The following is a 23,829-nucleotide window of genomic DNA, read 5'->3' as shown; positions in this document are numbered from 1 at the left end:
AAATGTCAAAATTATAAATTTCAGTAACATTTTTGATGTCAAGCCCCTGGTAGCACCCCTAAGGTTTGGGCCCATTCTTGATGCGCTGCACGAAGTTGTAGCCGATGATCAGCGCAAGAATGGCCACCAGCCACAGCATCAGAATGCCAGGCCAAATTGCCTCGTGATCGCATACGTTCAGCACAAAGAGCATGACGATAACCGCGCCCATACCAATCCAGACCGCGCCAAAGCGGAAGGCCAGCTGATGGATGGCCCCGCTGTAAAACGACCGGGCCGTCAACAGCAGCACCAGCGCAAAGAGCGCCGCTGCGGCGAATGTGACATACGCCCGGTTCGGGCAAGCCCAGGTGCAGACATCGCCAATGGAGGCCTCCAGCCCACCCAGATGCGCGGGCAGCCGAGGCTGGTTCCAGTCCAGCGCGATGGCCTCGCGGATGGCTGAGAATTCGGACCCGCCCAGTCTTGGCAGCGGCCAGAACCCTATGCCTGAAAAGTTGTCCTCAAAATAGATGACATCATCAATGAACTGCGAGAACCGCAGCGTTTCCTCATCCCGTGTCTCATTGGCCTGCTGGCGCTGGAACTCGAACTCATGCCCGCCCGGGGGCAGCACAGGGATGATGCTGCGCAGGATCTCGGAGCGTTCCTTGCCCCGGAAGGTGCTGCGATCCATCCGCGCGCGCAGGCTTTTCTTGGTCTCGGTGGTCGGGCGTTCGAGGAAGATCAGGATCTTGTGCACGATCTCTGTCTCACGCTGTTCACGCAGGGAAAGCTGGCCCTCTTCGATGCCCTCTGCGCGCCGTTGATCCAGAGTGCGCCCGGTCAGCAAAAGATCACTCAGATCGCTCAACACCGGTTGCGCGCCCGGCTCATCCACCATGTCGAAATCAACAGCAACGTTGATCAGCTGCCGTTCGGGCTGGGGCAGCTTCGCATGCACGCCCTTCACGATGTCGACCACGTTCTGCACATTCAACTGGCTCAGGGTCTTGCCCGGGTAGCTCTCGAAGATCAGCGTGATCCCGTCGGGCGATGTGGGGTCAAAAAAGGTCGGCAAGGCCGCGCGGATGTCGGCAAAGCTGCGCGTCGGGACCCGCTCAAACGCCCGCAGCTGGCGGGCCATCTCGGTTGTGGCTGTGTCGATCTCCTGCGCGGTCCAATCCGACCAGCCACGCAGATCGATGGCCACATCCACCCGCGCCCGATGCCGGTGTGCCGAATTTACAAAATCGCGCCGCGCCTCAATCCAGCGATCCTCGTGCAAAAGGCGGAGGTTGCGGGTGTCCTCGTCGCCCTCCGGGTTGGCGAAGGCCATCTCCATACCGTAGAAGGCGATGCGGCTGATCAGGCTGAAATCCACCAGCTCCAGGGTCTGCGCTGGCGCCTCTGCGCCCTCAGCCGGTGCGGGCGGGTCCGCAAGCGGCGCAAACCAGAAGGGGTAGAACCCATAGACCTCAGCCGTTGGCGGGCGCACCGGAACGCAGCCGCAATCGGGTGCCGCAAGCGGGCCATAGCTACGGTCACGAAACACATCAGCCACTTCTCGTTGGGCCAGCGTCTTGGCCGCCTCGATCAGCTGCGGTGACAGCGCAGGGTCACCCGGCTTCGTGCCGGGTGCAGGTGGCACTGTGTCCAGGGCCGCCCGAAACAGCCCTGCATTCGGGTACTCTAACCCGACAAGCGAGCGCATGCGGGTGGCCAGATCCACCCCGGACGGATCGCTGAGCGTCACCCCGATATCCGGCACCGCCAGAATACGCGCCCGCAACCACGGCGTCAGCATCCAGGTCGATTGGATCACAGGCTCGATCTGCGCCATCTTCGCGGCAACAGCGGTATCAATCTGCGCCTGAGCCACCGGTCGCAAGATCCGCCGCACGTCTCCTTTCAGGATTTCCGGCTGCGTCGCGGGCAAATAATTGCTGCGTTCAAGCGCGTCACGGAACGCCTCGTTCACAATGGTATTGGCCAGGGCGAGATCGGTGGCATCGGTTACGCCAATCGTCTCGGGCAGCGGCGGCCGTTCAAACTCGGGCACACCTTCAGGCAATGTATCGAACAGCGGCTGTACCGGTTCTGCCGCGGCTGCCAGCGTGGTTGCAGCCAACTCGACCTCCGCCTGCACGGATGTGGTGACCGCCTCGCTGACCGCTGCGGTCAGGCCCGAGATCAGCCGCTCTTCGTCCGGCGCAATCCGCCCGATGAACGGCTCGACCACCGGCATGACATCCTGCAAAGCGTCCTGAAAGCTCAGGGATTTTGTCCCCTCCTCATCGATCAGGAAAGCAAGGCCAAGCGTCTCCGGTTCCAGAACAAGAGCTTCGATCTGGTCGAGACTGCATTGATCGAGGATCGGCGCAAGCTGCGCCTCCAATGCGGCCCAGAGCTGTGCCGCACTCGCAAAGCGCAGATCCTCAACCGCAGCAAAGGCGGCTTGCAGATCCACCGGCTCCGTCAAAGCATCAAGATTACTTTGCGAAAAAGCAAAGAACCGCGTGGAACTGTCCGCCGGAGACACCTCGCAGGAGGCGGGGCGCGGGGGTGCTGATGGCGTGTCTTCAATCGGCGACGGGGTGTTCTTTGTGACCTGATACTCCTGCAGCAAGGCCAGCACCGCAGGGGGCGATCCCAACAACCGGGGCAGCCGGTCACCGGGCGCCAGTGACAACCATGCGCCGAACTGATCCGACGCCAGATCGTCAATCGCTTCAGGCAGCTGCAGGTCCATCTCGCCAAGCCGCGTCATCGCGTTCAGGAAATTCTCCGACGTGCCAGTGTCAGGAAACGTCCGGCAGATATCTGCAATCGCATACCCCCGTTCCGGCCCTGCCAGCAGGTCAAGTGCGGTCTGAGCGGCCTCCGGCACGGACCCCAAACTGCCCAAGGCATCGCAGGTCTGTGGCTGGCGCGCATCTGTCAGTGTAGCTGCCGCAACAGCAGGGCCTGCCGCCAAATGCAGAGCCAGACCGGTCTGGCTATTTGAGGTCGCAAGCCGCGATACAAGCGGCTGATCCAGCACCAGACTACGCCACTCCGGCAGCGCCTTGGACAGATCACCGTAGTCTGTCGCCAGATCCAGCGTCTCGGCGACATCCGCACCTGACCCGGCCCGCGGGATGCGCTGGCAGAGCTGCGCCAACGCATTGCGCGTCACACTGCCAAGCAGCCCGTCTTTGAGGTTCACGTTGTCGTTCTCCAGCGCGGCGCGCAGCCCGGTCTGCACAGTGGCGATGTCATAGCCCTGCAGCGCGTCACGCTCGATGGTCCGGAAGTCCGCACAATTGGCCAGCGCTGCCGCAGGCCAGATCAGGCAGCAGAGAAAAACAAGACAGTTCCGGATCAAAACGCTCATGTGGTGCGTCCCTCCTTGCGCATCTCGGTTGCGATGGCGTGTTTCAAATCCTCAGCCGTCACGCGGGTCTGACCGCGACGCAGCGCGGTGATCGCAGCGCCGCGCGCGACGTTCGAGATCGCGCCACCGACCAGCGGATGATCTTGCGCCAGTTGGGGCAGATCCACATCCTCGGCCAGCGGCACCTGCGCCAGCACATTGGCCCAGATCTTCTGCCGCTGGCCCGCATCCGGCTTCACGAACCCGACCGACATCTGAAAGCGCCGGAAAAATGCATCATCCAGATTGCTGCGCAGGTTGGTGGCCAGAATGACAAGGCTCTGGCAATCCTCGATCCGCTGCAGCAGGTACGATACCTCCTGATTGGCGTACCGATCATGTGAGGAGGTCGTCGCCGTACGCGCTCCGAAAAGCGCATCGGCCTCGTCAAAGAACAAGATCCACTCCCGTTCGGCAGCGAGGTCAAACAGCAGCCCGAGGTTCTTTTCCGTCTCGCCGATGTATTTCGACACGACCATGGACAGATCCACCCGGTACACATCCATACCCGTCCGCTTGCCCAGCAGAGAGGCCGTGAGGGTCTTGCCGGTGCCGGGCGGCCCGTAGAACAAAGCCTTGAACCCACGGCCAAAGTGGCGACCAAGGCCCCAGTCCAGCAGGATCTGATCGCGGTTCTCCAACCACGCGAGCATGTGGTCGAGCGCATGGTGCAGATCGTTCGGCAAAACAAGATCAGGCCAGTCCAGCGCGGTCTGCAACCGCTGAGCCGGGAAACCCGGTGCATAATCCGGCTTGGGTGAGGCGCCGTCACACAGCGCCACCAGCCGATGCACCGGAATGGTCAGGACATGGCTGAAGGTCGGGGCATCTGGCGTCGGCGCGCTGAGGATGACCCCCGCCTTGCGGCGCAAGGGGTGATCCGCCTCAAAAAGCGCCATCGCGGCAATTCGTGCGCGCGTATCGGTCCCGGCAAGCAGGAACAGCGCGGTCTCGGCGGTGGGTTGAAAGGCGCTGGCGTTTGTGCCCCCCCCGCCAAACTGCGAGAAGGCCCGGTCAATGGCGCTGTTCTTGACAAAGAACGGATCGAGAATGGCGGAGTTCACATGCGGCGCCACGGCCAGCGCCAGGATAAGCCGCGTCTGTGCATCCAGATCATTGGCCACCACCAGATCCCCCAGTGCCGTTCCGATCATCGGGGCTGGGGCGGGCGGCAGACCAAAGGCCGCGTCGGGTGTGTCGAAAAAATGGGTCAGCCGCATCTCGATGACCTGGCCCAGCCAGCTCAATTCGGCCGCAACTGCGGCAGCATGGATCTGCACCGGCTCCGCCTCTGCCACACGTCGGCGCGCATCACCCATCCTGCGATCTCCAGTTCACGTGGCAGGGCAAGGCCATCCATGGCAAGGCAATCGTTGTATCCACAGTCCAGGGTAGCCCGTCCAACAGCATATCAAACGGGCCGGAATCGACCCGCAGATGCGCGCCTGCACTGTCAAAGCGGATCTGGCCGGACCGGCAAAGGAAAGCCTCCTGCAGCCCCCTAGGCGAGGTCTGGCCAAGCTTTGACCACTGCGCAATCACCGAGCGCAGCAGGCCCTCGATCAGCGCCGCGTCCTCGTCGTCGAGCTCCACCAGCCCCGGGGGGGGTAGGTCATCTGTCATGCCCAAGAGCAGACGGGCCAGCGGATCAAAACTGCGCTCTGACGGGGCGGCACCACAAAGCGCCTCCAGAGCGGCACGGCCCTTCGGCAAGTGATCGGAGATGATCCGACCGCCCGCACTCAGCACATCGAGCCTCGAAAACAGCAGTTTGAGAAAGGGATGAAGCAACACAAGCCCGGCCTGTTGCGTCAACAAGCGCTGCTCCGCCTCTTCCGCCGCTGCCAGACCCATCGCTTCGTTTGACACAAGAGCAGGTGACCTGGCGCGAAGAACATCTTCGAGACCGGCACGCAACCGGTCCCGGACTTGTGACGCGCCCATGCCCGCACCCGCAAAGCCGAGGCGCGCGATTATCTGCCGCAAAAGGGCCGTCTGACGGTCCGCCTGAGGTTCAAGACTATTGAGTAAGTGGGTCAGAATTTCATCAAACCGCATGGGTCCCGGCCCGGCTTGGGCAATCAAATCGAGCGGCAACAAAAGCGGCAATTGGGCGCTGTTCAAAGCTTGCGCAACCGGATCGGCAACAGCATCCAGCGGTGGGAGCCGACGCAGTATTGCCGCGCGCATGTCGGCATCGAGGGTGCGCCAGATCAGGTCGAGCATCTGGCCCAGATCTTTGGCCGCAGGGCCGAAGGCAGCCTCGGAGAGAGCCTCCACTGCGGTTGAGATATCAATACGCTGACGTATAGATACACCTACATCAGATGCGTACAGCGCGGCTTCAGTCTCTGGCTGAGGGTGGTCTGGCTGGGGTCGCAATGCAGACGCGGCACGCTTTGCCGGGTGCTCAGATGTGTCAAAGAACAACCGGGAGCCTTTTGCCGCTTCGGTCTCTTGACTGCCCAGTTCATCTGGATGCGCGGGTACCGAGGCACCGCTGGCAGTCAAATCATCAGGCGCCTGCGCCGCCTCGCCAGAGGACGGCTCTGAGATCGCCGCACCCTTTTTCTCATTGTTCTCAGATGGGCGGGCGGGTTCCGAAGCCGCTTGATTTGCGTCCTCTGTTCCTCCCCCCGTCTCCCCGGTCTTTCCGGTTGGCGCACCAGCAGTGGACCTGCCTTCCGACGTAGAGGTATGCGCTGTGCCGCGGACAGCAGAGGTCGCAGCCCTATTGTCGCGGAGTGCAGACGCGTTCGGAGGCAGGCTGTCACCTGTAAGCCGCGCAATCACATCGCGCCACAGAGACGACATGCCTCTGTGATCCGAGGTGTCTACCTCGGTCTGAGAGGACGCCGCCCGCGGCTCGGGCGCAGTTGCGGAAGCCGCATGCTCGATCTTTTCAAAGTCAATCGGACGCCCGTCAAGAACAGCGCGCAGCACGCGTATCAAAGCGCCTTGCGGTCTCGTGGAGCGTTGAACCAGTCTCTGCAGCGCTGCGTCAAAGCCATCATGCTGAGACGGAAGAAGGGATTGGATGAGCGCCAAAAGCCCTGGGACATCAAGAGCCGCGAAGGTCTGCAAGCTGCGTTCAGGGTCGCGTGACCAATCCGCTTTGAGGTCGCGGAGATCCCGCTGACCGCCAGCCACTTTTGCCATATCCTCGGAGGGCGCGGCGCCCTCCTCAGGCCGCTGACCCGACGGAGGCTCGGTGGGTACCGCCATCTGTTCTCTCGGCGCACGACCTATCGACTGGCGCGGGGCGATGGGCGCTTTTCCGTCCTTCCGGGCCGACACGGTATCGTCCAGCGGCTCCCCGGACGTGGGCGTGGCAAGAGCAGCTCCGACGGGACGGACCAACAGTTGAGCCACCATCTGAGCCGCCAAACCTTCCGCGGCTTGGGCAGAATGGCCTGCCGCAGCAAAGACGGCCTGCATCGCACGTTCCATGGCCTGGATACCGGGTATCGCACCTGCCACATCGCCAGTACTCACTGCAGCCAACAGCGCACGATGCGCAGCGTCGGGCAGATCCCGAAGCAGATCCTCAAACGCGGAAGGCTCCTGCTTGTGGGCGGCTTGCAGCAGGGTGGCGGATGTCTGCCCTCCGGACATCTCAGGCACCTCGAAGGCTCGCTCAGCCGCATGTATCAACCATGGCTCGCCATGCCCCTGATCATTGGCCGAGCCAGACAGATCGTCAGAAGCGGGCGGCCCTTGTCTGTGCGCCCCCTTCGGCACGGAGGCAGATGTCTGCCCCGCAGGCACCCCAGACGCATCGGAACCTCGCGCAGCCGTAGGTGCCGACAATGGGTCGACGGGCCCCTGATCATTGGCCGAGCCGGGCAGATCATCCGAAGCGGACGGCCCTTGCCTGTGCCCCGCCTGCGGCACGGAGGCAGACGTCTGCCCCGCAGGCACCCCAGACACATCGAAACCTCGCTCAGCCGCAGGTGCCGACACTGAGTCGACCGGCCCCTGATCATTGGTCGGGCCACACAGATCGTCAGAAGCAGAAGAAGCCTGCTTGCGGGCCTCGCCCGACACGGTCGCCGGTATCTGCCCCCGAGACACCCAAATCGCTTGAACAATCCGCTCGGCTGCCGATGGCATTGACGGTCGCGCGCGACCCCCATCTTTCTGCGACGGATCTGACTGGTCAGCGGTACTGATCTGCAGCGGTGCGAGGACCTGCGCGGCCTGTCCAACTCTGTCCGAACTCTCCGGCACGGTAGCGCCGCCGAAATCCTGCGGCGACACTGACGCGCGACGCAGGTAAGGCGCCAGAGCAGACAGCATCCGTTCGCGAAGACACAGGCGCACGGCAGACCAGTCCGGATTGTCCGGCCAGTCCCCCAAGTCAATCTCCAAAGCCTCAATGACCGCATCATGGCCAGTGGTCTGCGGATGCGCAAAGACATCTTCGAGAGCGGGCAACAGCTCCAGCCGGACCTTCTGGGCCAACGTTTCTGGTGCCGCGAGCGGACTGCCCTGAGACGTGACTTCAAACTCAGCCAGTACCGTGCCGATACGGTGATCCGCCCCCTCCGGCGCCCGTGCAAGCGGTTGGCTCATGACCCAACCTGCCTGCGGTCAAGGAACCGCTGCAGCGCCGCCCGACCCTCAAGGCTTGCAACATTCTCCTGCAATGTCAGAAACTTATCCATGTCGGGCTGCTCCAGCCACAGCAGGGACACCACGATATGCGCAGGGGCCAGCGCCTGAACCAGATCAGCCACATAGCTGCGGTAGCTGTCCAGACGCGTGCGCGCGGTCCAGCCCGTCAGAACCAAGGTGCAGTGGTTCGGCACAAAATCACCGCCCCGCTCACGCAGCAGGATGTCCTCAACCAGATAGGCCACTTCCACCTGCTTGTGCATCGCCCGCCACCCGGCGCGCAGGCAGTTCACCCGCGCCATCGCGGTCGCTTTGTTGTCCGTGGTCCCGATGTGGTAGAGCGCATCGGCATCACCACCATCAAATACAATCGCATATTGCCCCCCACCCACGGGCGTGACGGCAAAGGCATCGGGATCAGCGGCGCGCAGGAAGAGATCGCTCTGCAGCTTGCCATCCTCGATCCACGGCGCACTCTCGCGCAGCGCCTGCAGGTCGAGTGGGGGCGCTCGGTCATCCAGCGGCACAATCATGTCGAAGGGGTTCAGCGGCAACAGCAGATCGCGACGTGCAAAGCCGGGGGCGGGCGGTGTTGCGCCCGCATCGAGCTGCCAGCCCTGATCGGCCAGTGACCGGATCACGTCGCCAAAGGTCTGAACCGTCAGATCTGCCAGCAGGCCAAAACGCGCCATGAACCCGCCGGGTGCCGCACCATCTGGCCCGGTACCACGCGCGTAGTTCAAGGCCGGGAGCGCGCGCAGATAGGCCAGACGCCAGTGCAGCTCAAAATCCTGCCGCGCGGCAGCGGACCGATAGGCGTGCAGCCCTGAATGGCGGGTGGAGGGCAGAACCTCACCCTGCAACGCCAGCATCAGATCCAGCAGTTTGATCCGGCGCGCGTGCAAGGCCGGATCATCGGTGCCGCATCCGGTCTCGGCGGTGAACAGAACCGGCAGTTGCGCCAAAGTCGCGGACATCTCATCAAGCTGCGCATTGATCGCGCCCCGGTACTGGACAAACAGCGCGTCGCGCGGCGGAGGCGTGGTCTGGTCGCTTTGCACCGCGCGGGCTGCCTTCGGAGCGCCCCCATAGATGCGATAGATCGCTGGCAGCATGTCATCGACGTGGCTGCGCGCGAACCGGCGGCAGCGTCCGTCTTTCAGCACTGACCAGTCTGCGTCATCCAAATGGTGACGCGCGCGCGCGATGTTCTCAGCCGCGACGCGGATGTATTCCTCCTGAATGCGGTTGTGATCGAGCGTCAGAACCGTGGTGCCAACCCGCAGCTCAAGCTCGATTTCTTCTGGAGCCTCCGGCAGCATCAACGCGCGATAGACCGGTGCGTCAGGGTCGTGGAGCGCACTTTCCGGATCGTCGCGCAGAACCGGCGCGCCAAGGTCTCTGATGCCCGGGATCTGGCGCAGCTGCGCCAGATGCGCCTCGACATCCGGCGCGCCAACGTCCGCGCTCGCCTGCGTTCGGAAGAACAGCTCGGGCGCGTCATAGACCGCCTTGCGGGTTGCACCGCCTCCCGAGCGATCCCCCAACGGCTGGCTGCGCAGGATCTGGGACACTTTGAAGTAGAGCCAGGCCGCCACACGCTCAGGGTCTGCGGTTGGGCTGATCTCGACCTCGCAGCTCAGGATCATCTGGCGCTTGCGGGCGACGATGACCTCAGCCAGATCCGTGGCGAGCGGGCGCATGCAGGCAAACCGCGCGCGGACGCCTTGCACCAGGTCCGCATCATCAGCTGCGTCTCGCTCGTCAGGAATGATCACCAGGGAATAGAGCCCCGGCGAACCGACGGGCAAGACGTTCACCCGCGCAACGCCCGGATGGTCGGAGAGATAGGCCGCCAGATCCGTCTCGGTAACCGGCTGTCCCGGCAGAACCTTCGCGGGCTCGAATAGCGCCAGATCGGCGTAACGCAGCGCGCCCGCCTCATCGGTCAGCAAGTCGCGGATCGGGTGAGCTGCCTGATAGCCGATCTCGCTGAGCGCAAAGCAGGTCTGCTCCAGCAGCGTGACACCGGGATCATGCAGGTTGTAATCGGTCCAGATGTTGCCCGAGGCGGCCTGCGCGAAGGCAATGGCCCGCAGACGCAGGCTGTCAAAATCCGATGACGCGGCGCCGCTCACAAAAGCCCCTCATCGCGGTCACCTTCTCCGCGTGAGCCGCCCATGGTGGTGTCAAACCAAAGCCGCGTCAGCCCGTAGCGGATCACCATGCCCTTGCCGAACCGCGCATTCGACCGGATCTGCAACTTGAAGAAATGCCGCCCCTCACCCGCGACCCAGCGCAGCTTGAGCCGATCCGCATAGCTGCCGTAGACAGCCGTCTGCGCCCGGATGCTGCGCCGCCGGAACAGCCAGTTCAGGATCGGATTGCGCGGATGAAAGGCGTTCATGGCAATCGCATGCAGCATCGAATAGCGCCCCATGCGCGGCGTGCCTCCCACACCCGCCATGACCTCGAAGGCCTGGCAACCGGTGATATCAGGCGTGATATCATGCCACTTCCCATCAGCGGGCACATGCGGGATATCGACGGATTGCACGCCGATGCGCCCCCCCATGCGGGCCACACCGTCCACATCCAGCCGCCAGGCGGGGGCGCCGGTGTTCATGCCCATACGCCCGTCTGCGGTGAGGCACAGGCCCTGCGGTGGCGGCGCATCCGACTGGTCCAAAGCTGAAGGTTCTGGCCGCAGATGCAACGCCCCTTCTGTCTTGCCATGCTCCATCACCCAGGAGGGGCGCGGCGCGCCGAGACCCTTGTAAAGGCTCATGATCCGCAGCGATGTGCCCACGGAATTCAGTTGCAACCCCTCACCCGGCGTCTTGGCAAACCCGTCTTCCACCTGGTTGACGCTGCTGTCGATCAGGTCGCGATATTCGCGCGCTGTGGGCAGGGCCCCATCGCGGAAAAAGGATTTCAGAGTGGTGCGATCCTGTTTCGTCACGAGGGACCCCCTTGTCCGACGATGAGATTACCGCCCACCGACAGGCGCCCGATGCCGCTTTGCACAGGTGTTTCGGTCGGCGTGGCCTGCACGATGGTCAACGCGTGTTCCTCTGCCGAGAGCGGCAGGCTCCATGGGCGCGAGCCGCACAGGACAGGGCCAATCGGGCCGCGCCAATCTGCTTGCGCGGAGTCGAGCAACGCATGCGCGCCCGCGTCATCAGCGGCCAGATGCAAAAGCGAAAAATCGGTGACCCCGCGCACATAGTCGAGATCATTCACATAGGCCGTCAGCATCTTGAGATTGACCGACCAGCCAAACCGGCGCAGCGGCGGCGGCGCGGTCCAGACCGACAGATAGTGCCGCAGATCCCGTTGCAGGCGTTGCGCCATGGCACCATCATCCCGGTAAGGATCAAAGGCCAGCTTGGCCCGCACATAAAGCCTGTCATAGGCCGGGTTGGCGACCTCGATCTGCGCAAAGCCCGAGGCGTGCTTGGCCACAAAATCACTGATCCGCTGCAAGGTACCCACATCAAACATCTGTGCCGACGGGGTGTTGGGCGGATGGCGCACCACCACAAGCATGGCCCGCCCGGGTGCCGGCGCTGGATCGTCACGCTGCAACCCCGGCAGGCACTTGGCCATCCAGACCTCAGGAAAGGCGTCCAGCACCAGCCGCTCCACATCCCAGGGGGTGACCGCGCGCTTGCGGTGATGCAGCCGCTCTGCCACGCGCGCCAGAAAGGCGTCCCGCTGCTCGGGCGGGCGCACTTCGGCGGGTGTGGGCACTTCCGTGATGGCCGAAATGCCCGGCTGCGCGGGCTCGAACACCCAGACCCGGTCTGGATCCCGCGCGTGGTAGCTGCCATCCGTGCAGGTCGCCCAGACGCCGTTGATCTTCAGATCCGCCAGCTTTGGAAAACCGCCGAGATCCGGCTCGGTGGCCACGGCGGCAATCCAGACGCCGCCCTCCGGCATCTCAGGCGAATGGGTCGTGGCATCCTCTGGCAAGTCCACCATCACCAGACCGGAGCGCATCAGCCCCCCGGTCGTATCGGAGAAAATCGCTGTATCGGGCAGTTCCGCCCACCCATGGGCAGCCAGATAGTACCATTTGACCGGGTTGGGTCGCGGCACGAGACGCAGATGCCCGCTTTCGGCCATATCGAACAGCAGCGGCACAGGCCCGGTGGCCTGATCCCCTGTCAGATGCAGAAAGAGGTGCCCATAGCCCAGACGCGGTGGAAAGATACCGATCTCGCGCAGCATGCGTTTGGGAAACACTTCGACCCGGCCAAAGGGATTGATCTGCACAATACGCTCGCCCGGGTTTGCCGCATCCGGGGCGTTCACCTCCATCGTCGCGCGGGCGGTATATGACAGCGAAAACGCGTCGATCTTCGGCACAAAGGGCGGCGGCGGGATCTTGCGGTCGCCAAAGGGAATGAGCCGGGGGCGCATGGCTTCGACCAGAGCAAGCGGATATTGATCCGCATGAAACCCGCCCGCCGTGCCGGAGAGCGTCAGGCGCAGCGCGCCTGCCGGGACAGTTTGACGCGAAGCAAACATATCCGGGCGCACCCGGCCTTCGGCCCGCACCGAATGTCCTTTGACGCGCCCCGCAAGGCGACGCTCAGCCAGCAACTCACCGGTGACGGGGTGCATCTCGAACAGAGGTAAATCGGGATCAGCCACGGGTTTCCAGCCGTCCCCGCTGAGGTAGCTGACGGTCAAAACCGGATCAGGCGCCGCAGGCCTGCCCGCATAGTCGCGGTAGTGCGCCTCGAACCCCCCCAGAGGATCGGGGCGATCAGCCCAGGTGAGTTCGACACCAACCTCCTTCACCGGTTTCTGCGCCATCTCCGGGCTGGCCACGATGAAACTCGCGCCCTCCTGGGGGCGAGCCCCAAACGGCACAAAAGACTGGTCGACCGACAAGGGCCCGTCGTCTGACCAGGCCCGCAGCTGCCGCATGCCCGACACCGTCACCTCGATATTGATGGCCTCCAGCGCATAGCTTTCGAAAAAGGAGATCGGGCAGATCCGCGGGGTATCGGCATTGCGCAGGAACAATGTCGGCGCGGGCATGCCCTCGCCAGCCGCGATCTCCGGCATGCCGGCGGAAAGCTCCAGCGCCAGCGTGATGCCCGCAACACCGGCCTGCGGGGCGGGCAGAACCTGCGCCACCGCCGCGTGAATGGGGCCGTCCGCAGTGCTCAAGGTGGCTTCGAATGCGTCGCCCAGCAGCTTCTGAAACAGATCCTCCGGCGTCAGGGTGTCCCCCTCACTCACGAACAGATCAAGGATCATCGACCCCGGCGCATCAGCCTCTCGCGCGACGCGGCGCACCCCTTCGGAGAGCGCCTTGTGATGTTCGGCGATCTTGTCATTCAGAAGTGTGCGAAACTGGCCATCCGGGAACGGCACCCGTTCGATGAGACAGAGCGTCACGATACGGCCCAACAGCAGGCGCAGCTGATCTGCGGTCTCGATCTGCGTGGCGAGGTAGTGATACAGGCCCATCATGCAGATGGTCTGGCCGTTCCGCGCGGCCAGTATCTCAGCTTCCTTGGCCATCAGCTGCAACCCGCGTTGCGGCGCCTTGGGGTGGAAAGCCTGAACAAGAGCCGGATCAGATTGCAGGGCGACCAGCGTCTCGGCTCCCGCCGGGTCTTCGGTCGGGTGCCTGTCTTCGTCGATCTGATCCGGCAGTGCGGGCAAACCCGAAGCCCGCTGCAGCTTCAGTGACATGCTGATGCGCCGATGGCCTTGCGCAAGGGCCAGCATCGGCGTGCTGATATCGAGGCCCATGCGTAACATATCCGGCTGCCCGGCCCCAAAGACACCCGCGCTGTCGGGTGGCAGTCCCTGGTCCGGGGTCCAGCGGGTCATACGCACAGCGGTGATGCCGCCCAATTCTGCGTTGAACGAGATCTGCGGGTCGGTCTCATAGGTCAGCGTGGCCACCGACGCCAGCTGCGACGCGCTCACCGGCACGGAGGCGTCGGTCGCAAAGCTCTGCACCGTGTCATCGGCCTTACGGGCGATCAGCCGCGCGCCCTCCGGGACAACCAGCGACTGCAGGCCCGAGTTGAGATGCAGCAGCACTTTCTCCGGAGAGGCGACTGACGGAGACTGCCCGATGATATCCTGATAATAATAGTGGATCATGCGGTCGATGACCCCGTTGATCGCGCCATCTACCTCAAGCGCGACACGCAATTCGGCGATCAGCAAGCCCAGCGCAGGATCCATATCGCCCGAAGTGATCCTCGCTTCAAAGGCGGACAGCGCATGCGGGCGCAGCGTCTCGACCGCGTTGCGCAGCAGTGCGTGGGTGGACCGGTAGGCCGTCACAACAGCGCGCGCCTGAGAGAGCGCATCGCGCTTGCGGGCCTGCGTTGCGGACATGGTGCTACGGATCGCGCGCAGGATGCCGGAGGGCCGGACAGCGGTCAGCGCAGTCAAACGCAACTCCAGCTCTGCTTCGGTGTTGAGTTGCTGGATCTGTTTCGAAAAGAGCGATGGCCGCTCGGTCGGCAAGCGCGCAATCCACGACTTCAGCTGGTGGGCAAGCTCTGAAATCAGCCGCCCGGCGGCCTCCGCATCGCTGTCCATCACGCGATCAAACGCAAAGGCCGCCTGCCGGACATCGAAAGCGATAAGCTCCGCATAGGTGAAGGCCGGTTCCGACCGGAACAGCCGCATCCACGGGCCTGAGCGCTTGTCGGACAGATGCTGCGGTACATCCATCGCGTGCAACCGGTGGCCTGCCGCACAGAAGGCCTGTGCGAGCCCGTCAGGCCGCACGTCCCTGCGCTCTGCCGTCAAGGCAGGCGGCAGGCGGTCGCTGCACAGCGAGCCCGGCGTTACGATAATATCTTCCCACCTTCGATGCACGACGGCTATCGACACCTCTATAAATGCGCTCTCAGCAACCCGGCCGGGTCGCCAAAACCTGAACAATCATAAACAGTTGCGAAAACCCCACCTGTCACAACTCTATGCCCAGCCCTTGCGGACGCAAGGAAAACTGGCCATCACACCCCTATAAGGGGTCCGTATTCACCTCAGTTTTTGCTTGTGTTGCAAGGAAGACGCCGGTCAGCGTGCCGGTATCGCCCGCGATGATGAATGTGCCACCGAAACTGTCCGGCGTGCCCGGCCGCTCCGCCCGCGCGAACTGCGACGATTCTAGCACTGCGCGAATCGGTGTCGTCTCTCGCCCGTTCTGAAATGGCGCTTCTCGGGCGCCGTCTGGCTGCACAAAAAACACCTGACCCTGGCCCGAGCTTACGATCCGCGTGCCGCAGATCCCCAGCCGCGACCACGTCACCCCGTCAAAGGGCAGGCCCGCACCGCTGGCATCAATGGAGAGCTGCGCCTGCTGCGATCCATATCCGATGTCCATGATAAACTTGGCTTGCGCCACGGTCTTTTCGGCCTCGGCAGAGGCTGTCAGTGTCAGCTGCGCAGTCCCTTCATAGATCACCCGACCCGTCGTGGGGATCTCAAACCCCGCCGGGCTGGGACCAATCACAGCCGGGCCGGCAAAACTGATCCCATCCGCCTCATAGCTCAGCGTGTAGGCGGCAGGCAGATTGCCATCCGAGCCAAGCCCCGGGATCGGCACAGCCTCCGAGCTGCGCCAGCCTTCCAGCTGACCATCCTCCGTCGGGCGCACCCTCCGCACAGTGAGATCGTTGAACTTGAGGTTTTTCGGCACACCAGCCTTCGAAGGCTTGCCCGTCACGAAAAACACATCGCCCCCCCCAGACGCGACAGGCTGGCGGAGGTACGCACCTGCAAGCCGCCTGCCTTCACGCGCCGTGACAACGCAGGGCTCATCTGGCGCAAGACCCACCAGCTCAAACGCCTTGCTGGTCTGCACCGCCTCCACGACGCCACAACCAGACAGCAGGGCCGACGCCAGACATGCACCCAGATATCTCATGCGGCAGGCACCGGCTTGTCAGAGATCAGGGTGCCTTCGGTGATGTAGAAGGGGAAGACCATGTTGTGCCGTTCGTTGGTCTCGATCACCGTATAGGTCAGGGTGATCGCGAGATGCCCGTCCAGCGCGTTGCGCACATCCACAAGGATGGAGGTGATCTTGATGCGCGGCTCAAAGAACAGGATCGCCCGGCGAATGGCTGTCTCAATCTCGGCTTCGGTCTCGCCATCCATGGGTTCAAACACCAGATCATGCAGGCGGCAGCCATAGTTCGGGTGCATCACCCGCTCGCCGGGGCGCGTCTCCATCAGGATACGCAGGCTTTCGGCAATGTCCTCCTCGGCCTGCACAAGCTGTGCCTGCCCGGTGCCATTGTCGAAATCGGGCGGAAAGGCCCAGCCGCGTCCAAGAAAGGAGGGGTCGTGCTCTGCCACTCTATCCTCCGATCATCACTGTGGGCGCGCCCAAAACGATGCTGCCCCCATGCGAGGTGCTGTCGCCCATGCGCGCCGCCGGTTTGCCGCCGATCATCACCGTGGCCGACCCTTTGATGATGGTGGCGGGCGGGCCGACGCAGGTGCAATTGTCCCCCAGCACGGCGGCGGGCATGCTGGTGATCAGCACCGTCGCAATGCCGGGTCCGATGATGGGCCCGCCCACATGCGGCACGATCCCCGTCACCATCGGGCAGGTCTGCATGTCTGTCACTCTGGCGGCTGGTGGCATGTCTTGCTCCCTAGTTGATCATGACCATGGCGCCTTTGATCGTGGTCGTCCCACTGGCGCTGACCTCGGCAGAGGCGTTGCCCTTAGCGGTAAAGCCTACATCCGCCTCGGCCGTCACGTTCATCCCGCTTATGCTTACGTCTGTGTTTGCAGAAATATTCACCGCGCCCGTGGCGGACAGGGTGATATCTTTGGGGCTTTTCATAGTGATCCCACCACTGGCCATCTCGATTTCATTGCCAGTGGAATCCTTGATCTTCACGTTCTTGGCGTCGTCATCCATCGTCACGGAATGCCCGCCGGGCGTTGAGATTGTGATGATCTTCTTATCATCATCAAAGACCAGCTTGAGCTCGGACGCGGTGACAATCTGCTTGATGAAGTTCTTGGCCTCCGGATCATCCGGGCGCGGTTGTTTGGCGTTGTGCAAAGAGGCGAGGATGACGGGCGCATTGGGGTCGGCGCTCAGAAAGCCAACCAGCACCTCATCGTCCTTTTCGGGGTAGAATTCGATCCCCGCCTTGTTGGAGGCATAGGGCTGCGCATAGCGCGCCCAGACCTGCGGCGCGGGGTCGGCGATCATCGGCAGGCTGATTTTGAAGCGCAGCTTTTTTGCCGGGTCCTTGTCAATCTGCACCACCTTGCCGACTTGCAACCCGTGGATCGGAGGGGCCAGACCTGCCGCACTTTCCCCCTCAAACCCTGTGGCATCCACGTTCCAGCTGTCCGGCAGCCCAAGCTGGGCCTCTGTGGTCCAGGCGCCTGCGTCGATCAGCTGCCGCACGCCGCTGACAAACGCCTTTCCGCTGAAACGGTCGCCAAGACCCTCAAGCTCGATCATGGCGCCAGGCACAGCCACGCCGGCCCCCTGAAAGGTGCATTGCCCCTGGATCGTCGCCAGGGCGCTGCGCAACCCGCGCGCATCCGCGCCGGTCTTGAGATCAGCTGTGGGGATCTCGCACGCCGTTCCGACGAGGTGTTCACGTTGGCCCAGAACCTTGGCCAGATTGGCGGGCGTGTAGTTGCCCCAGTCCGGCGCTTTTGCAGCGGCCCCTTTCCCTTCGACCGGTTTTTGCGTTGCCGCGTCCCAGGATGTGGCCCGCGCGCCGTCCAATGTGCCTTGCGCATCGACCCGTGCATCAAAGCTGATCAGGTCCATACCCAGCGTCACCGTGAGCACCGGCTGTGCGCTCACATCGGGCGCTTTCGAGGTCACCTTTCCATCGCTGACGGTGATCACATGACCGGAGCGGTCAGCCACACTGCGCAGATATCCCCAATCGGTGCAGGCGTGGCGCAGGATGTCGCGCGCGGTATCCTTTGTCTTGGCCACATCCGCGGTCAGACCCGCATCCTTGATGATCTGGCCCATGACGTCGCTGTCTTTTTTCTTCTCATAAAGGGCTGATTTTCGCGTGTAGGTCAGCTTGGCCGCCTTGTCGATGCAGCCCAGCTCAAGCCGTGGGGCGCCCCGGATCACGCGGAGCCGTTTTGATAGGATCACCCCTTTGAACAGCGTCTGATCCGACCCGCTACCATAAGCGGCGGCAATGGAAATCTCTGACCCGATCTTGAAGTCAGACCCATCCGCTTCGGGAAACTCATTCTCGGCAATCGAGCCCGCCATCAGGACCACCTGCGCCTCGGGGATGCGCCCAACCCCGGCATCTACCTGCACGCGCGCAATCTGCAACTCATCGCTGATGGCCTTGTCATTGGTCTTGATCGTGACCGATAACGTCCCGTCAGCGTCTTTCAGAGGGCTATCCGCCATCACCAACCCTCATCGCATCGGCGGGAAGCGCAACAGCGTGTTGGGCTCCAGGTCGCGAAATGTGTCCAGCTCGTTGATCCGCGCGATCTCAAGATATTTGGTCACGTCCTTGTAGACGCGCTGGCACAGCAGCGGCAGCGTGTCCCCCTCCTGCACACGGATCATATGGGTCATATCGGGGGATTTGCGCTTGGCCTCGCGCGCCTCTTCGGCGTCGGTCTTGGCCTCGACAAAATCCAGCTTGAGCTTGGCCCGCAACGCTGAGCCATCGGGGTGAAAGAGGTTGTAGTCCACGCTGAGTGACGTCAGTCGTCCGAAAAACGCCTTGAGTCCCTTGCCCCAGACCACCTTGACCGGGGTGGGCTCATGCTCATCTCCATCGTAGTCATAGGCGATGCTGCGCAGCTTATCGACCTGCTCGGCCACGGTCACGCCTGCGGCGTCGGGCACTACGCCGGTGCCATCAAGCACAATGCTGAAGTTCAGCTTCTCCGCCTCAGAGCTGGCAAATTTCGCCACCGGGGCCGATTTCCCCAAGGCGCCCGCCGTGCTGCTGCCCTCGCCGGTGCCGGAGTACTTCAGCCCGAAGGTATGCGAGTAGTCCTGAGGGTTGATGGTCGCCTCGAAGGTGTTGGCCGTGCCCTTCTGCTCTTTGATCTGCCCGTTTTGGATCTTGCAGCGGATGATCTTCAGTTTGGCCATGGCTTAGCGGTCGACCGGCCGCTGGGCCGCCTCCGCCATGATCTCGCGCATCTCATCAAGCAGATCGCGCCGCATCTCGGCCATCTGCTGCGCCAGCTCGCGCTGCGTTTCGCGCTCGCTGCGCCCCGGCGGGCCAAAGCGGCCCTTGACCACCAGCGATCCGATCTCAATCGCCATCACATATTCCTTTTCAGCGTCGTATAGGCCAGCTCGATAGTCTCGATGGCCAACTCGTTTTTCATCGCGTCGAAATTGCCCACCGACCATTTCACCGGAAAGGCATTGCCGATGGACCAGGAGGCCACCGGCATGCGGCTGGCGTTGAGCAGCGAGACGTTGATGTCCTTGGGCGTGATCGCCTTGGCGAAATCACCCTCCAGCGTGCTCTTGCACCATTGCACCAACCCGCTGGCCGCCGTGGTCATGCCGCGTTTGAGCTGCAGGTTGGGCCGCTTTGCCGGTTTCGGCAGTTGGTGGACAAAGCGGTTCTCGCCCCCTTCCACCAACGGCTCCAGCTCGATACTGCTTTCCAGTCCCGAGACCTCCTGAAACGCCATGTCCGGCACGGGCGGAAAGAGCCCCATGAACATCACCGAAAAATGAAACGCGACAGGAGGGTCAAACAGGGCCATGCGCTTAGGCGTTCTCGATTACAAAGCCTTCGTGTGCGATCTCGATGCTCTCCACCGCCACCTCATTGCCATCGGCCTTGAGATCCGTGCCTGTCACCTTGATCGGAAACGCGTTCTGCACCTTCCAGACCATGGTCGGGTTCTGGGCCTCATCGAGCAGCGAAATCGTCAGCGCCTTGCGCGTGATCGTGTTCATCTTGATCTCGGAGAACCAATCCCAGATGGCGTTGTCCTTCACGAACACACCTTTCTTCATGGTGATGTTCGAGGTCTTGATCATCCCCGGCATTTTGATCGTCGAGAACACCGGGTTGTTGCCCGCGCGGTACTCGATCGGCTCGCTTTCAATGTCGAGGCCCGAGACCTCCTGGAACGCGAGTTCCGTGTCATCCCACTTGACCTGGAAGTGGAACTTGGGAAGCGGCCAGATGGCCTGCGTTTGGGCGGAACCGTCGTCTGCCATATCTGAATATCCTCTCTAAACTTACGATTTCTGCATTTGCTGCTGGAAGGTGATCTCGATGAATTCCGCAGGCCGCGTGACCGCCACCAGAACGGTGATGCGCAAGATACCTTCCAGAATATCCACCGGCGTCATGGTCTCGCCGAGGCCCACATGAACGCTGAACGCATCCGTCGGCACCGCGCCCGCAAGGCCCCCCTGCTTCCAGATCGAGGTCAGGAAGTTCTCGATCATCGAGCGCATGGTGACCCAGGTCTGCGCCGTGTTCGGCTCGAACACATAGGCCTTCGAGGCGAGCCGGATCGACTCCTCAATCATGATCATAGTCCGGCGCACGTTGATGTAGCGCCAGTCAAGCGAGTTGCCGTCCAGCGTGCGCGCGCCCCAGACGAGCGTGCCCTCGCCCACAAAGGGCCGGATCGCGTTGATCGATTTACCGGTGGTCGAGACGTTGAGGTTTTCCTGCTCCTCGTGGCTGATGTTGACCATCGGCGCCACGACCGAGTTGACCGAAACATTCGCGGGCGCCTTCCAGACGCCCCGGCTGCTGTCGACCATGGTGTAAAGCCCGGCCATCGCCGAGGACGGCGGCATGGAGTTCATATAGCCAGTGATCTCGTTCATCACTTCCGTGTAGAGCGGCACAACAGCGCGCAGCGTCTTGTCGATGGTCGCGGCTGAGGGGCTGCCCTCTTCCACGCCCGCGTCGCTGTCATTCATCAGAATGCGGATCTGCTGTGGGCCTTGCACTGCGCCATTTACTTCGATGGTGTAGCTGACCGAGGCTTCAGGCCCGATGAACGCGGGGTCGGGTGCAAAGGTGACCTTGCCGCCGCTGCCCACTTTCCATGTGCCCACGCCTTCTTCGGTCTTGGCCTTGCCTGCGTCGGTGTCCGCGTCGATCAGCTTCACGCTGGCCTTGTCGCCGTCGGGGTGATCGGCGGGCACGTCTACCACAACCGATTTGCCCGCCGCCACCGAAGGCGCATCAAGCAAACCGCCGACCACATCCACCGCGATGGTGCGGGCATCGGTGGCGATGTCGTTCTCGTCACTCACCACCAGGTCGAACTGACCCGTGCTGCCTTTCTCCGGGTCGTGGATAAAGCTGACCTCACCGGCTTCCAACTGTGCTTGGGTGAAGCTGGTGATCGCATCGGTCGAGCCGGTCTTGACCAGCTTGCCCGCCATCGCGTCCTCACTGCCCTCGACGGTGTAGGTCAGGCCCTCAGCGCTACTCTCATCATCGGTCGCCGTGATGTCTGTGGTCGTCACTGCAATGGTACCGCCCTTCGGCACGGACAGGGTGAAATCCCCCATGATCGAGGGCGCCGAGATCCGCTCGATCTCCTGCCGCAGCTCGTCCGATTTGCCGACCGAGCGGCGCATGAGGCCAATCAGCGTCTTGCGGCTGCCGGGGTCGATATTCTCGAAGGTGAAATCACGCGACTGATAGATCGAGCTGTCAAGCCACGGGTAATAGGCCGCGCCGAAGTCCAGATTGTTCGTGCCAACATCATTGCGGAAGGTCGCCACCGGGTTGCCCAAAGGATCGGACTGCGACAGGTAGCCGCCCGAGATGTCGAGGATCGCAAAGCGGTTCTTCATGTCGTTGCCACAGTGCTTCAGCATCGCCTGCTGCACCTTGACCGCGTTCTGCCGCACCAGCCGCGTGGTTTCCGGGATCACCACCATCGTCGGCTCCGGCTCCTTCTTCAGCCGGTCGATTGCTGCCATCATCGCATCCGCGTCGATGTCGTCACTGTAAGAGCCGATCGAGGTCACATAACAGGCGCCGCCGCCGTTCTGGAAGAAGAGCCGCATCGCGCCGTAAAGCGCATAGGCCGGGTTGGTCTGCACCAGCTCGAACTCTTCCGCCCCGCGCGGGCCTTGTGTGGTGAAGACCGCCCGCGGCATCGTGGGCTTCTTGTCCGCGCCATCGGCCGACAGGGGCGAGACCCCGGTGAACGCCTCAAAGGGTTTGACCTCGAACATCGGCTCCGGCGCGCCGCCGAAGTAGCTGTGGAACTCCGACATCGAGGTGATCCGCCAGGGTGTGCCCGCCAGCGAGACATTCCCGTTCATCGCCGTTTCGGTGTACCCGATGAAGGCCGGGACAGCCGTGGCCACCTGCACCACCGAGTTGGGAAACGCGTTCTTCTCAACGATGTAAACACCGGGGGTCTTCATAGCCATTCTGGGCTCTCCTTTACCAAAGCGTGACGAAGATGTCGGATTGCAGACGCGGCGGGGCGCCCGTGTCGGGGATGGGTTTGAAATCGATGGCGGCAGCGGGCAGCACAGGCACAAGCGTTTCCGGGCCGAATGGTCCGGCCTTTTGCAGCGCAAACCGCTCCGGCGGGCGGGCCCGGGCGGCCAACGCCTGGATAGAGCGGATCACCCGCGCGGCCTGGCCGTTGGGCAGGTCCTGCTCGCCCAGATCTTCGAAGGCGACAGCGCCTGCGCTGTCAACCACCTCCAAGGCGTCGATTTGCCCCGCACCAATCAGATGATAGGCCCAATGCGCGGCCACGGCGTCGCAGCGCAGCAGCAGATCGCGCCGGCCCTCGGACGGAAGTGCTATGTCGAGGGTCGCCAGAACGGGCAGGAACCGGCCCGCCGTATCCGTGGGCTGCGCAGGGCCAGCCTCATCAAAGGCCAGCGCCTCTTGGTCCAGCCCGGCGGTCAGATGCACCACAGCGCCCCAGACGGCGCCCTTGGTCACAGCAAAGAGATCATGCGCGGTGGCCAGCAGTGTCAGCGCGATCTCCGAGGGCTGATCCTCGACCGCATCGTCCTGCAGCACATGCACAAACCGACCCCGTTGGCGCAGCAGCAGCCGCGCCGCGTCAAAGCCACGCGGATCGCTCGGGCGCATCTCCAATGGCGGCACCGCCTCGTCAAAGAAGGCGTGCTGCACCTCCAGACGCAGGCGTTCCGAATACCCCATCAGACGGTTTCCGCCTCGGCCCGCTGCGAGGGCGCTGTGATGGTCGGTGCAATGCCCGTCGTCATGCTCGCGTCGATCATGACCGAGCGCATCTTGAACATCACCGAGGGCACGTAACGGCTGCCGAGGTTCGACCAGATCTGGCCAACCTCCTCCAGCCCCATGTTGCTGACCTCCACCGTCAGCTGCGACAGCCCCTGTGGCATGTCCGGCGTGCTTTGCGGGGTGAAGACAGGCTGGGACTGAAAGAACATCAGCGCCGCAGACACCAGCTTCAGCCCTTCGGGGTAGAGATCGACGTCATGGCCCGAAGCGACCATGAAATAGACATCCATGTGCAAAGGCTGCGCCTGCAGCGTGGGCGCGGCACCCCGCGCGGTGCGCTGGCGCGGCACTGTGTCGCGCGCGATGTTGACCATGAAGAGCACCAGCCGATTGCGCGCTTCCTTTGCGGGTTTGCCTTCCACATCGGTCAGGGGTGACAGGCTGACAAGGTCTTCGGACACGGCAAAGCGTATGCGCAGGTGATCGTTCAGCCGATCACGGACGAGTTGTAATGCCTGGTCGATCATCGGCGGTAATCCAAGGTCCGAACGGGCACTGCTGCGTGTGCCCTTCCGGGAATTTCAACTTTAATTTGAATTAACCGTACC

Annotated in this window: 17 protein-coding genes; all 17 read right to left on the bottom strand. The window is 63.0% G+C overall.

What is annotated here, in order from left to right; translation table 11 throughout:
• Window positions 1-58: 58 nt before the first annotated feature.
• Window positions 59-3,355 (bottom strand): hypothetical protein, encoded by a 3,297-nt coding sequence (locus So717_RS12370; protein WP_159977698.1) that lies wholly within the window; start codon window positions 3,353-3,355, stop codon window positions 59-61.
• On the bottom strand, window positions 3,352-4,713 hold the full coding sequence (locus So717_RS12365; RefSeq protein ID WP_159977696.1) for an ATP-binding protein: 1,362 nt from the start codon (window positions 4,711-4,713) through the stop codon (window positions 3,352-3,354). The genes So717_RS12370 and So717_RS12365 overlap by 4 nt, the downstream gene beginning before the upstream one ends.
• Window positions 4,706-7,969 carry a contractile injection system tape measure protein gene (locus tag So717_RS12360; protein ID WP_159977694.1) on the bottom strand — a complete coding sequence of 1,088 codons (3,264 nt, stop codon included), beginning with the start codon at window positions 7,967-7,969 and terminating at the stop codon, window positions 4,706-4,708. The genes So717_RS12365 and So717_RS12360 overlap by 8 nt, the downstream gene beginning before the upstream one ends.
• Window positions 7,966-10,149, bottom strand: a complete 2,184-nt coding sequence (locus So717_RS12355; protein WP_159977692.1) for a hypothetical protein — start codon at window positions 10,147-10,149, stop codon at window positions 7,966-7,968. The genes So717_RS12360 and So717_RS12355 overlap by 4 nt, the downstream gene beginning before the upstream one ends.
• The gene (locus tag So717_RS12350; RefSeq protein ID WP_159977690.1) at window positions 10,146-10,973 is read right to left on the bottom strand and encodes a hypothetical protein; all 828 of its coding nucleotides are present in this window, start codon (window positions 10,971-10,973) and stop codon (window positions 10,146-10,148) included. Before So717_RS12350 ends, So717_RS12355 begins: the two co-directional genes overlap by 4 nt.
• Window positions 10,970-14,890, bottom strand: a complete 3,921-nt coding sequence (locus So717_RS12345; RefSeq protein ID WP_159977688.1) for a baseplate J/gp47 family protein — start codon at window positions 14,888-14,890, stop codon at window positions 10,970-10,972. Before So717_RS12345 ends, So717_RS12350 begins: the two co-directional genes overlap by 4 nt.
• Before the next feature lie 133 nt (window positions 14,891-15,023).
• Complete coding sequence (locus tag So717_RS12340; protein WP_159977686.1) at window positions 15,024-15,929, bottom strand: hypothetical protein; 906 nt, start codon at window positions 15,927-15,929, stop codon at window positions 15,024-15,026.
• Window positions 15,926-16,363: a GPW/gp25 family protein gene (locus So717_RS12335; RefSeq protein WP_159977684.1), complete on the bottom strand. Its 438-nt coding sequence runs from the start codon at window positions 16,361-16,363 to the stop codon at window positions 15,926-15,928. The genes So717_RS12340 and So717_RS12335 overlap by 4 nt, the downstream gene beginning before the upstream one ends.
• 1 nt (window position 16,364) lies before the next feature.
• The gene (locus tag So717_RS12330) at window positions 16,365-16,655 is read right to left on the bottom strand and encodes a PAAR domain-containing protein (RefSeq protein WP_159977682.1); all 291 of its coding nucleotides are present in this window, start codon (window positions 16,653-16,655) and stop codon (window positions 16,365-16,367) included.
• Between the two features lie 10 nt (window positions 16,656-16,665).
• Window positions 16,666-18,429 (bottom strand): type VI secretion system tip protein VgrG, encoded by a 1,764-nt coding sequence (gene vgrG, locus So717_RS12325; protein ID WP_159977680.1) that lies wholly within the window; start codon window positions 18,427-18,429, stop codon window positions 16,666-16,668.
• A 9-nt stretch (window positions 18,430-18,438) separates the two neighbouring features.
• Complete coding sequence (locus So717_RS12320; protein ID WP_159977678.1) at window positions 18,439-19,131, bottom strand: CIS tube protein; 693 nt, start codon at window positions 19,129-19,131, stop codon at window positions 18,439-18,441.
• Window positions 19,132-19,134: 3 nt separating this feature from the next.
• Window positions 19,135-19,308 carry a hypothetical protein gene (locus So717_RS12315; RefSeq protein ID WP_159977676.1) on the bottom strand — a complete coding sequence of 58 codons (174 nt, stop codon included), beginning with the start codon at window positions 19,306-19,308 and terminating at the stop codon, window positions 19,135-19,137.
• A complete protein-coding gene (locus So717_RS12310) occupies window positions 19,308-19,763 on the bottom strand; it encodes a phage tail protein (RefSeq protein WP_159977674.1) in 456 nt (151 codons plus the stop codon). The genes So717_RS12315 and So717_RS12310 overlap by 1 nt, the downstream gene beginning before the upstream one ends.
• 4 nt (window positions 19,764-19,767) lie before the next feature.
• On the bottom strand, window positions 19,768-20,226 hold the full coding sequence (locus So717_RS12305) for a phage tail protein (protein ID WP_159977672.1): 459 nt from the start codon (window positions 20,224-20,226) through the stop codon (window positions 19,768-19,770).
• A gap of 21 nt (window positions 20,227-20,247) precedes the next feature.
• On the bottom strand, window positions 20,248-22,422 hold the full coding sequence (locus So717_RS12300; RefSeq protein WP_159977670.1) for a cadherin-like domain-containing protein: 2,175 nt from the start codon (window positions 22,420-22,422) through the stop codon (window positions 20,248-20,250).
• Window positions 22,423-22,435: 13 nt separating this feature from the next.
• Window positions 22,436-23,176: a hypothetical protein gene (locus So717_RS12295; RefSeq protein ID WP_159977668.1), complete on the bottom strand. Its 741-nt coding sequence runs from the start codon at window positions 23,174-23,176 to the stop codon at window positions 22,436-22,438.
• On the bottom strand, window positions 23,176-23,748 hold the full coding sequence (locus So717_RS12290) for a Pvc16 family protein (RefSeq protein ID WP_159977666.1): 573 nt from the start codon (window positions 23,746-23,748) through the stop codon (window positions 23,176-23,178). The genes So717_RS12295 and So717_RS12290 overlap by 1 nt, the downstream gene beginning before the upstream one ends.
• Between the last annotated feature and the right edge of the window lie 81 nt (window positions 23,749-23,829).

The organism is Roseobacter cerasinus, assembly GCF_009811755.1.
GTDB classification, from domain to species: Bacteria; Pseudomonadota; Alphaproteobacteria; order Rhodobacterales; family Rhodobacteraceae; genus Roseobacter; species Roseobacter cerasinus.
The sequence above is the reverse complement of the archived record's forward strand: the minus strand, read 5'-3'. Positions and strand labels throughout refer to the sequence as shown.

Coding starts and splice junctions, on each gene's coding strand:
- So717_RS12310 (WP_159977674.1), bottom strand. CDS start 19,763: ATGGCCCTGTTTGACCCTCCTGTCGCGTTTCATTTTTCGGTGATGTTC.
- So717_RS12300 (WP_159977670.1), bottom strand. CDS start 22,422: ATGGCTATGAAGACCCCCGGTGTTTACATCGTTGAGAAGAACGCGTTT.
- So717_RS12305 (WP_159977672.1), bottom strand. CDS start 20,226: ATGGCAGACGACGGTTCCGCCCAAACGCAGGCCATCTGGCCGCTTCCC.
- So717_RS12315 (WP_159977676.1), bottom strand. CDS start 19,308: ATGGCGATTGAGATCGGATCGCTGGTGGTCAAGGGCCGCTTTGGCCCG.
- So717_RS12360 (WP_159977694.1), bottom strand. CDS start 7,969: ATGAGCCAACCGCTTGCACGGGCGCCGGAGGGGGCGGATCACCGTATC.
- So717_RS12370 (WP_159977698.1), bottom strand. CDS start 3,355: ATGAGCGTTTTGATCCGGAACTGTCTTGTTTTTCTCTGCTGCCTGATC.
- So717_RS12340 (WP_159977686.1), bottom strand. CDS start 15,929: ATGAGATATCTGGGTGCATGTCTGGCGTCGGCCCTGCTGTCTGGTTGT.
- So717_RS12330 (WP_159977682.1), bottom strand. CDS start 16,655: ATGCCACCAGCCGCCAGAGTGACAGACATGCAGACCTGCCCGATGGTG.
- So717_RS12365 (WP_159977696.1), bottom strand. CDS start 4,713: ATGGGTGATGCGCGCCGACGTGTGGCAGAGGCGGAGCCGGTGCAGATC.
- So717_RS12320 (WP_159977678.1), bottom strand. CDS start 19,131: ATGGCCAAACTGAAGATCATCCGCTGCAAGATCCAAAACGGGCAGATC.
- vgrG (WP_159977680.1), bottom strand. CDS start 18,429: ATGGCGGATAGCCCTCTGAAAGACGCTGACGGGACGTTATCGGTCACG.
- So717_RS12295 (WP_159977668.1), bottom strand. CDS start 23,176: ATGGGGTATTCGGAACGCCTGCGTCTGGAGGTGCAGCACGCCTTCTTT.
- So717_RS12290 (WP_159977666.1), bottom strand. CDS start 23,748: ATGATCGACCAGGCATTACAACTCGTCCGTGATCGGCTGAACGATCAC.